We start from the raw sequence: 10,178 nt of genomic DNA on the forward strand, positions 1-10,178 counted from the left end.
GTTAAAAAGGTCATACTTTTTATTCAAGCATGACCTTCTGACCCTTGTATCATATTGTACGATACGCACCCACAACTGTTTCGTAAAGATTATTTCCATCCGAATCTATGACTACAATAGCAGGGAAATTTTCCACTTCCAGTTTTCTTATGGCCTCTGTTCCAAGATCATCATACGCAATAACTTCAGATTTCTTGATGGTTTTTGATAATATGGCACCCGCTCCGCCGACAGCCGCAAAATATACTGCACCATTTTTTATAATTGCATTAATGACCTCAGGAGAGCGTTTTCCCTTACCAATCATTCCCTTAAGACCATGCTCCATCAGTAACGGAGCATATTTATCCATGCGGCTGCTGGTTGTCGGTCCTGCTGATCCGATAGGATGTCCTTCCCTTGCAGGAGACGGTCCCATATAATATATAATATTATCCTGTAAATTCATAGGAATTTCGTTACCGGACAACATTGCTTCATACATACGTTTATGTGCTGCATCTCTGGCAGTATAGATAGTTCCGCTAATATATACATAGTCTCCTGCCTTTAAACTTTTAATATCTTCCTGTTTCAAAGGTGCATTCAAATATCTTTCCACAATAATTCCATCCTTTCTCTTCCTATAACTCTCTGCTTACATGACGATTGACATGACAGCAAATGTTAATTGCAACAGGAAGTCCGGCAATATGTGTCGGATATGTTTCAATATTAACGGCCATTGCTGTAACAGTTCCTCCCAATCCTCCAGGGCCGATTCCGAGCTGATTGATTTTTTCAAGCATTTCTATCTCCAGATCTTTTATGTATGGAATTTCTGAATGAGTACCTGCCGGTCTGGTCAGCGCATGTTTTGACATAATTGCACATTTTTCAAAATCCCCGCCAACTCCTACGCCAACAACCAGAGGCGGACATGCATTCGGACCGGCGGCATCTACCGTATCGAGAATTGCTTTTTTAACACCCTCAATCCCGTCCGCAGGTTTCAGCATGCATACTCTGCTCATGTTTTCACTTCCAAATCCTTTTGGTGCAAGAGTTATCTTAAATGTATCTCCTGGTACAATAGAATAATGGATAATAGCCGGTGTATTATCATTTGTATTTTTACGGTAAATCGGATCTTCAACAACAGATTTTCTGAGATATCCTTCGGTGTATCCTTTTCGGACCCCTTCATTGACAGCATCTTCCAGACTTCCATCCACAATATGGACTTCCTGACCGATTTCTATAAACACAATAGCCATTCCTGTATCTTGACAAATCGGAATCATCTCTTCTCCCGCTATTCTAAGATTATCTTCCAACTGCTTCAAAACCATTTTTCCAAGCTGTGATTTTTCTGTTTCAATTGCCTGATTCATCGCTGCCGACATATCCTCTGATAAAAAATGCGTAGCTTGAATACACATATCACGAACTGTATTCTGAATTAACTGACATGATATCTCTCTCATATTTTTCCTCCTGACCGATATTTACTTTTGTCATTTTCGACTATTTATTATTGCTTCTCTTTTCTCCCGCCTGCTGAAGTTTAATCGCTCTTCGATTTTCAACTTCATGACTCATCGGACGAATATCACCGGATTTGCCTAATGCCCATTTTGTCATTGATGGACCAACAAGTTCATAAATAAGTACGGAAAATAAAATGATATTTCGAATCATTGCCCCTTCTTCTCCAAATTTTGCAGCTGCGGTAATACACATTCCAAGGGCTACACCAGCCTGAGGAAACAGCGTGATTCCCAGATATTTTCGAACTGTCGGATCACATCCCGCTGCACTGGAGCTTAAGAACGCACCAATATATTTGCCGATACAACGACATACAATATAAACAACACCGATAATCACAATACTGATGTCAGAAAATACACTGAGTTCAAGCCCTGCTCCGCTGATTACAAAAAATAATGCAAATAACGGCGCAGTCCATCTGTCTGATTTTTCCATAAGATCTTCTGATAATGGACATATGTTGCAAAAAATTGTTCCAAGCATCATACATACTAACAGAGATGAAAACTGAATATGAATACCGCCCACATCAAATTCTGCCATAGAAACAGCAACGGTTAAAAATACAAAAGCAATCGTCAGCGAAAGTCGATTACTATTGGAATTAAATAATGTTTCCAATTGTGTCAAAAGCCATCCCATGAAAGCTCCTACCACAAGTGAAAGTACAATTTCCAACAACGGTTCCACCAAAATAGATGTCACATTAAAAGCTCCGTCCTTCAAGGCCTGAGCAACACCAAAAGATACAGCAAATACCATAAGTGCAACCGCATCGTCAAGTGCAACAACCGGAAGAAGAATATCTGTCAGTTTTCCTTTTGCTTTATACTGACGAACAACCATTAACGTAGCCGCCGGAGCTGTTGCCGTAGCAATTGCTCCCAATGTTATTGCCGTTGATATTGGCAACTTATCTCCAAGAATCATATGGAGAACGAACATAGCAATGTTAACTGCCAGAGAGGCTACCAAACCTTCCAAAATACCTACGATCATCGCCTGACGTCCTGTATTTTTCAATTGGGATAAACGAAATTCATTTCCAATAGCAAAAGCGATGAAACCCAAAGCCACATTGGATATAAGAGCATATTGATTTACATCACCACTGGAAATAAAACCAATTCCCGGAACATTCAGTCTCCCTAAAAAATAGGGTCCTATAAGAACCCCTGCTACCAGATATGCTGTAACATCCGGTAATTTTAACGGTTTTACGATACGGGTCATCATTAATCCCATAATCAATGCAACCGAAACTGCCAGTATCGTTGTCATATTATTCCTTCTTTCATCTCTTAAATTTCAAATATCTGCTGTTCATGTTCAACAGACATAATTCGATTTTTGTAATTTTCTGCAGCCGGGTCATTTTTAAACTGCTCAATGAGCTTATAATTTTCCCATAAATGCATTGGAAAAACGATGTCTGCGCAGGCACTGTTCATAAATTCATTAAAGCCCCACCAATAACGTTCTTCCTGTCTCGGATCCAAAACAACGAAGGCAGCATCAAAATGCCGGCCTTTTATTTTCGCCAGCTCATGTTTGTACTCCTGTTCGCGCCGAATCTCATCCTCTGCTGTCTCACCAATCCAGGTCCACCAATGAAGATCACCGGCAAAGTATATAGATTTTCCAGCATATTCAATAATAAACGCAACACCTTCGTCCGTAGACTTCAGTGTCTCGATCTTTATTCCACGTGGATAATCGGAGAGTGTTAATACTCCCCGATTATCCACATTTAAATAAATTTTTTCGTTTTCATCCACAAAAACGGTGTGTTTTCCACCGTTTCCAACACGGACAGCAAAACTTAAACTCTTTTTCACATCCGATGATAACACATAAGTTACATTTGGATGTATCTTTGCATATTCGTAAATTGATGGATTAAAATGGTCACCGTGCTGATGACTTACCATAAAAATCAGCTTCTTATTCGGATCAAATTCCGGAAGATGACCTTTATAGTAATCAAAGACAAAAATACAATCTTCAATTTCTGCGACAAAACAACTATGGTAAATATATGTTATTTTCATTCTGTCTGTCCATCCATTTCCTGATTCATTTCTTCTGTCTCAGTTTCACGCACTTTTGCAATGCTGGCAACCTTAATATCCTTTTCGACATCAATATTCATAAGTTTTACACCGGAAGTGTACCGTCCGATTTTCGATATTCCGTTTACCGGCATACGAATGATAATTCCTCCGGATGTGATCATCATAATTTCATGGCTGTCGTTGACGGCTTTCGCACCGATAACAAATCCGGTCTTATCCGTAATATTATAGCAAAGTACACCTTTTCCGCCTCTGTACTGACGATTAAATTCATCAAGAGAAGTTCTTTTACCCATACCATTTTCAGATGCTATAAGAAGTGAATCCCCCTGAGTATCCAGCTGCATGCCAATAATCTCATCGTCACTGTCCAGAGTCATGCCGATCACTCCCATCGATGTACGTCCTGTAGGACGAACATCCTGTTCACTGAAACGGATACATTTACCCTGCTTTGTCACAAGGAAAATGTCATTTTCATTGGACGTCACTTTAACTTCGATCAATTCATCGTCTTCTCTCAGATTGATTGAAAGAATTCCAGTCTTTCGGATATTATCATATTCCTTGATAGAAGTTTTCTTTACGATCCCCTTTTTGGTAGCCATAAACAGATAAGAATCCTGCTTATAGTCTTTGATTGGGATCATAGCCGTAATTTTTTCTCCCGGCTCTAACTGAAGAATATTCACAATGGCTGTACCTCTGGCTATTCTTGAAGATTCCGGAATCTGATAGGCTTTGATTCTGTACACCTTTCCTTTATTTGTAAAGAACATGATATAGTGGTGTGTACTTGTCATTAAAAGATCTTCAATGTAATCATCATCAAGTGTTGACATACCTTTGATACCTTTGCCGCCCCGGTTCTGACTGCGGAAATTATCCACTGTCATACGTTTGATATAACCGAGCTTTGTCATAGTAATGACCGTACTCTCTTTCTTGATCAGATCCTCGATTGTAATTTCATCATCATCAATTCCAATGGAAGTTCTTCGATCATCGCCATATTTGTTGCGAATAATCGTAATCTCATCCCTGATCACACCGAGAAGTTTCTTTTCATCTGCCAGAATAGCTTTCAATTCAGCAATTTTTGCCTGAAGTTCTGCATATTCATTTTCCAGTTTTTCCCGCTCTAAGCCTGTCAATGCACGCAGACGCATATCGACGATGGCCTGAGCCTGAATATCTGTTAATCCAAAACTTTCAATTAACTTCTCTTTTGCTTCAGCAACATTTTTAGAAGAACGGATAATACGGATAACTTCATCGATATGATCTAAAGCAATTAATAAGCCCTGTAAAATATGTGCTCTTTCTTCTGCTTTGTTGAGTTCATATCTTGATCTTCGTGTGATAACCTCTTCCTGATGTTTAAGATATAATTCAAGAATCTGCTTGAGATTCAAAACCATCGGTTCATTATTTACTAAAGCAAGAAGGATTACACCGAATGTATCCTGAAGCTGAGTATGTTTATACAAATGATTCAGAACAATATTCGGATTTGCGTCTTTTTTAAGTTCAATCACAACCCGCATTCCTTCACGGCTGGACTCATCACGCAGATCTGAAATTCCCTCTACTTTTCTATCCCTCACAAGTTCAGCAATTTTTTCAATGAGTTTTGCCTTATTGACCATATATGGAAGTTCTGTAACAACAATTCTCTGACGTCCATTTCCCATCGGTTCAATCTCTGAAACTGCACGAACTTTAATTTTTCCTCTTCCTGTACGGTAAGCTTCATTAATACCGTTTCTTCCAAGAATCATGGCACCTGTCGGAAAATCAGGACCTTTAATGATATCGAGTATCTCTTCGATTTCTGTTTCTCTGTCAAATTCAATCTTGTTTTCAATGATCTTTAAAACACCGTCAATGGTTTCTCTGAGATTATGAGGCGGAATATTGGTTGCCATTCCGACTGCAATACCTGTTGTACCGTTAACCAGAAGATTCGGAAAACGTGATGGAAGAACAGAAGGTTCTTTTTCTGTCTCATCAAAGTTTGGAACAAAATCAACCGTATCTTTGTTGATATCTGCCGTCATCTCCATAGAAATTTTGCTGAGTCTGGCCTCAGTATATCGCATAGCTGCAGCGCCGTCGCCATCCACAGAACCAAAATTTCCATGTCCATCCACAAGCGGATATCGTGTAGACCATTCCTGAGCCAGATTAACTAAAGCACCATAAATTGATGAATCCCCGTGTGGATGATATTTACCCATCGTATCACCAACGATACGCGCACACTTTCGGTGTGGCTTATCCGGACCGTTGTTCAACTCAATCATCGCATAGAGTATTCTCCTCTGAACAGGTTTCAATCCATCTCTTACATCAGGTAATGCTCTGGAGGCAATAACACTCATGGCATAATCAATATAAGATGTTTCCATTGTTTTCTGAAGATCCACTTCCTGAATCTTGTCAAAAACATTACTTAAATCGTCCATTAACTATCTCCTCCATTTATTAAATATCAAGATTACGCACATATTTTGCATGAGTCTCAATAAATTCACGCCGAGGTTCAACTTTGTCTCCCATTAAGGTATTAAATGTATCGTTCAAAGCTGCCAGTTTGGCGTCATCAATAGTTACTTTTAAGAGAATTCTGCGTTCCGGATCCATAGTTGTCTCCCAGAGCTGCTCCGGATCCATCTCACCGAGACCTTTGTATCGCTGAATTCGGTTGTTCTGGTCTCTTCCGATTTCATTCAGAATATCATTCAGCTGATTATCGTCATAGGCATACCATACTTTTTTGTTCTTTTCAATTTTATATAACGGAGGCTGAGCCAGATAAACATATCCCTGTCTGATAAGCTCAGGCATAAAACGATAAAAGAAAGTTAATAATAACGTTGAAATATGGGCACCGTCAACATCCGCATCCGTCATGATGATAATTTTATGATAACGCAGCTTTGAAATATCAAATTCTTCATGAATACCTGTTCCGAAAGCGGTAATCATTGCCTTAATTTCGTTATTAACTAAAATTTTATCCAAACGTGACTTTTCAACATTTAAAATTTTTCCACGAAGCGGTAAAATCGCCTGAGTTGCTCTTGATCTCGCTGTCTTTGCGGAACCTCCGGCCGAATCACCTTCGACGATATAAATCTCGCATTTTTCAGGATCTTTATCTGAGCAATCTGCCAGTTTTCCCGGAAGGCTCATCGTTTCCAACGCAGTTTTTCTTCGTGTCAAATCTCTTGCTTTTCTCGCCGCATCTCTTGCTCTTTGTGCAAGGACCGCTTTTTCAGCAATAATTTTTCCCACGGCCGGATTCTGCTCCAGAAAGATCATCAGCTTTTCACTGACAATACTGTCAACAGCACCTCTGGCTTCGCTGTTTCCGAGTTTCTGCTTTGTCTGTCCCTCAAACTGAGGCTCACCGATCTTGATACTAATAATTGTTGTCAGACCTTCTCTAATATCATCACCGGACAAATTTGGTTCATTTTCTTTAAGAAGTTTATTTTTTCTTGCATAATCATTAAACGTCTTTGTCAATGCATTTCTGAAACCGATGAGATGTGTACCGCCCTCAGGCGTAATAATATTATTGACAAAACTATAACAACTTTCCGAATAAGAATTATTGTGCTGAAGAGCGACTTCAACATAAACATTATCTTTTGTACCTTCACAATAAATAATTTCAGGATAAAGCACATCATGCGGGCGATTCAGATATTCCACATACTCCTTGATTCCGCCTTCATAATGGAAAATGCGTTCTACAGACTGTTCCCCACGGTCATCGATCAGGATAATCTTTAACCCTTTCGTAAGAAAAGCGGTTTCGCGTAATCTTTCTTTCAGGATTTCAAAATCATATACTGTATCTTCAAAAATCTGTGCATCCGGTTTAAAAGTAACCTTCGTTCCTCTTTTTTGTGTGTCACCAATAACTTCAAGATCTGTCACCACATTGCCGCGCTCATATCTCTGTCTGTATTTTTTGCCCTCTTTATATACAACAACTTCCAACCATTCAGACAATGCATTGACTACAGAAGCTCCAACACCATGAAGACCTCCGGAAACTTTATATCCTCCTCCGCCAAATTTACCTCCGGCATGAAGAATTGTAAATACTACTTCAACTGCAGGTTTCCCGGCCTTTTCCTGAATATCTACAGGAATTCCTCTTCCATTATCGACAACGGTAATTGAGTTTTCTTTGTTGATCGTTACCGTAATTGTGTCACAATAACCAGCCAAAGCCTCATCCACCGCATTATCTACAATTTCATAAACAAGGTGATGGAGGCCTTTTGAAGAAGTGCTGCCGATATACATACCAGGTCTCTTACGAACGGCTTCCAGCCCTTCTAAAATCTGAATTTGATCTGCATTATAATTATCACTCATCTTTAACCTCCTGCTGTTGGTTTTCAATTGAACCATTATTGACCTTAAAAATCCGATCGATATTGAATTGACTATTAATAAATTCGTCTAATCCGGTACATGTGATCACTGTCTGAATCTCGCGAATACTCTCTAGCAAATAGTTTTGCCTGAAACTGTCCAGTTCAGACAATACATCATCCAATAACAAAATCGGTGTATCCTTAATAAACTGTTTAACAAGATCGATCTCTGCCAATTTCAATGATAAAGCGGCTGTCCGCTGCTGTCCCTGAGAACCATATTGACGGACATTCATATCATCAATATAAAATCCCATGTCATCCCGATGCGGTCCTACGGTTGTTGACTTGGATTTCAGGTCATGATGACGCCGGCGAAGAAGCTGTTCTGCAAATTCTTCGCCGACAACATTGGGTTCATATACAATCTTTAAGTTTTCTTTTCGACCGCTTAATTTCTGATGAATCGGAATGATCAATTCATTTAACCGGCTGATAAATCTCTCTCTTTCCTGAATAATACGGATTCCATAATGAACAAGCTGCTCATCCCATACATCTATCAAATCTTTTAAAGATTCATCATAATGAACCTGCTTTAGCAAATTATTTCTCTGACTTATAATCCTGTTATAATTTGCAGCATCGTGGAGATAAACCTTATTAAGTTGACATAATTCCATATCTATAAAGTGACGTCTTTCTGACGGACCGTTTTTAATAATTGCCAGATCTTCCGGTGAAAAGAATACAACATTGATCATTCCCATCAGTTCACTGGACTTCTTTATCGGAATTCCGTCAATAGCAACACCTTTAGATTTATTTTTTTTCAAATGAATATCGATTTTATGGTCTATCCCATATTTTTCAACAAACATTCGGATATGTGCTTCATCTTTTGAAAAACGAATCAATTCTCTGTCTTTGCTTCCACGGTGCGACTTTGTGGTAGCACAAACATATATAGATTCCAGAACATTTGTTTTCCCCTGGGCATTATCCCCATAAAGAACATTCGTACCTTCATGGAAATGCATATGAAGATCCTTATAATTTCGATAATCACATAGTTCGAGAGATTTAATAATCATTATTTTTCAATCTTTATCGTCTCGCCGTTAAAAGTTACCATATCACCGTCATAAAGTTTTTTACCCCGCTGATATTCTGTTAAACCATTAACGCAGACCTGTCCTTCTTTTATTACAATTTTTGCTTCCAGACCTGATCCTACAAGACCTGCTGCCTTTAGTGCCTGTCCGAGTTTTATAAATTCATCTTTTAATTTAACTGTTTCCATAACGTCTCCTATACACCTGGATTAAAATTTACCGGAAGAATTAAATAAATATATTTCTGTTCTTCATCTCTGATAAAACATGGTGCCTTTGGATTGATCATATAAATATCAATGTTCTCATCATCAATAACACGAAGGGCATCGAGAATAAATTTCGGATTGAAACCAATCATCAGATCCCGTCCGGTTTTGATAATATCAATATCTTCATTCATAGAGCCAATGAATGAATTAATTTTAAGTTCCATAGCATCTTCCATGATATTCATAATGATTGGTTTTTTATCTCCTTCTTTTACAAGAAGAGATGCACGTTCAATACAACTTTGAAGTTCTTTCTTGTTAATTGAAATCTTTGTTTCGTAATCACTGGAAAGCATCTGTTCAATTCTGAAATATTCACCTTCAATAAGTCTTGAAACAACAATCGTATCATCAAATTCAAAGACAATATGTCTTCCTGTAAAAAACATACAAACATCATCATCAATGCCTCCGGACAGAATTTTGCTGACTTCATTCAGAGTTTTTCCAGGAACAACAACTTTAATATGATTATATTCTTTTTTCAGTTCAATTTTTCGAATAGAAATTCGATGACCGTCAAGAGAAACGACTTTCATTTCATTTCCGTTAATTTCAAAAAGTTCACCTGTCATCAATCGATTGTTTTCGTTATCTGCAATTGAAAAAATTGTTTGTCTGATAATTTCTTTCAAAGAAAACTGGGATAAGACAACCATTTGATTTTTTTCAATCTCTGGAAGATAAGAAAAATCATCTCCTGATTTACCGGCAATATTGAATTTTGCTTTTTCACATTTAATCAATGCTCTGAAGGCATCATCCGTTTGAATTGAAACCTCA

9 protein-coding genes are annotated in these 10,178 nt (G+C 38.3%); all 9 read right to left on the bottom strand.

Translation table 11 applies throughout. The features are described from left to right. Positions 1 to 49 precede the first annotated feature (49 nt). Positions 50 to 601, bottom strand: coding sequence for a Fe-S-containing hydro-lyase (locus tag QZZ35_RS06970; protein ID WP_291236740.1), 552 nt, complete (start codon positions 599 to 601; stop codon positions 50 to 52). A gap of 22 nt (positions 602 to 623) precedes the next feature. Then, positions 624 to 1,466 carry a fumarate hydratase gene (locus QZZ35_RS06975; protein ID WP_291236741.1) on the bottom strand — a complete coding sequence of 281 codons (843 nt, stop codon included), beginning with the start codon at positions 1,464 to 1,466 and terminating at the stop codon, positions 624 to 626. Between the two features lie 40 nt (positions 1,467 to 1,506). Continuing rightward, positions 1,507 to 2,814: a cation:proton antiporter gene (locus tag QZZ35_RS06980; RefSeq protein ID WP_291236742.1), complete on the bottom strand. Its 1,308-nt coding sequence runs from the start codon at positions 2,812 to 2,814 to the stop codon at positions 1,507 to 1,509. A gap of 20 nt (positions 2,815 to 2,834) precedes the next feature. After that, a complete protein-coding gene (locus tag QZZ35_RS06985) occupies positions 2,835 to 3,584 on the bottom strand; it encodes an MBL fold metallo-hydrolase (RefSeq protein ID WP_291236743.1) in 750 nt (249 codons plus the stop codon). Next, positions 3,581 to 6,076, bottom strand: a complete 2,496-nt coding sequence (gene gyrA, locus QZZ35_RS06990; protein WP_291236744.1) for a DNA gyrase subunit A — start codon at positions 6,074 to 6,076, stop codon at positions 3,581 to 3,583. Before gyrA ends, QZZ35_RS06985 begins: the two co-directional genes overlap by 4 nt. A gap of 19 nt (positions 6,077 to 6,095) precedes the next feature. Further along, complete coding sequence (gene gyrB, locus QZZ35_RS06995; RefSeq protein WP_291236745.1) at positions 6,096 to 8,006, bottom strand: DNA topoisomerase (ATP-hydrolyzing) subunit B; 1,911 nt, start codon at positions 8,004 to 8,006, stop codon at positions 6,096 to 6,098. Beyond that, on the bottom strand, positions 7,999 to 9,102 hold the full coding sequence (recF, locus tag QZZ35_RS07000; protein WP_291236746.1) for a DNA replication/repair protein RecF: 1,104 nt from the start codon (positions 9,100 to 9,102) through the stop codon (positions 7,999 to 8,001). The genes gyrB and recF overlap by 8 nt, the downstream gene beginning before the upstream one ends. Beyond that, a complete protein-coding gene (locus QZZ35_RS07005; protein WP_291236747.1) occupies positions 9,102 to 9,311 on the bottom strand; it encodes an RNA-binding S4 domain-containing protein in 210 nt (69 codons plus the stop codon). Before QZZ35_RS07005 ends, recF begins: the two co-directional genes overlap by 1 nt. 8 nt (positions 9,312 to 9,319) lie before the next feature. Then, a partial coding sequence (gene dnaN, locus QZZ35_RS07010; RefSeq protein ID WP_291236748.1) for a DNA polymerase III subunit beta occupies positions 9,320 to 10,178 on the bottom strand: 859 nt, incomplete at its 5' end.

Source organism: Frisingicoccus sp., assembly GCA_016298055.1.
Taxonomy (GTDB): Bacteria; Bacillota; Clostridia; order Lachnospirales; family Lachnospiraceae; genus Frisingicoccus.

Excerpts from the sequence above, each read along its gene's own strand:
- gyrB (WP_291236745.1), bottom strand. The coding sequence starts at position 8,006 with ATGAGTGATAATTATAATGCAGATCAAATTCAGATTTTAGAAGGGCTG.
- recF (WP_291236746.1), bottom strand. The coding sequence starts at position 9,102 with ATGATTATTAAATCTCTCGAACTATGTGATTATCGAAATTATAAGGAT.
- gyrA (WP_291236744.1), bottom strand. The coding sequence starts at position 6,076 with ATGGACGATTTAAGTAATGTTTTTGACAAGATTCAGGAAGTGGATCTT.
- QZZ35_RS06975 (WP_291236741.1), bottom strand. The coding sequence starts at position 1,466 with ATGAGAGAGATATCATGTCAGTTAATTCAGAATACAGTTCGTGATATG.
- QZZ35_RS06980 (WP_291236742.1), bottom strand. The coding sequence starts at position 2,814 with ATGACAACGATACTGGCAGTTTCGGTTGCATTGATTATGGGATTAATG.
- QZZ35_RS06985 (WP_291236743.1), bottom strand. The coding sequence starts at position 3,584 with ATGAAAATAACATATATTTACCATAGTTGTTTTGTCGCAGAAATTGAA.
- QZZ35_RS07005 (WP_291236747.1), bottom strand. The coding sequence starts at position 9,311 with ATGGAAACAGTTAAATTAAAAGATGAATTTATAAAACTCGGACAGGCA.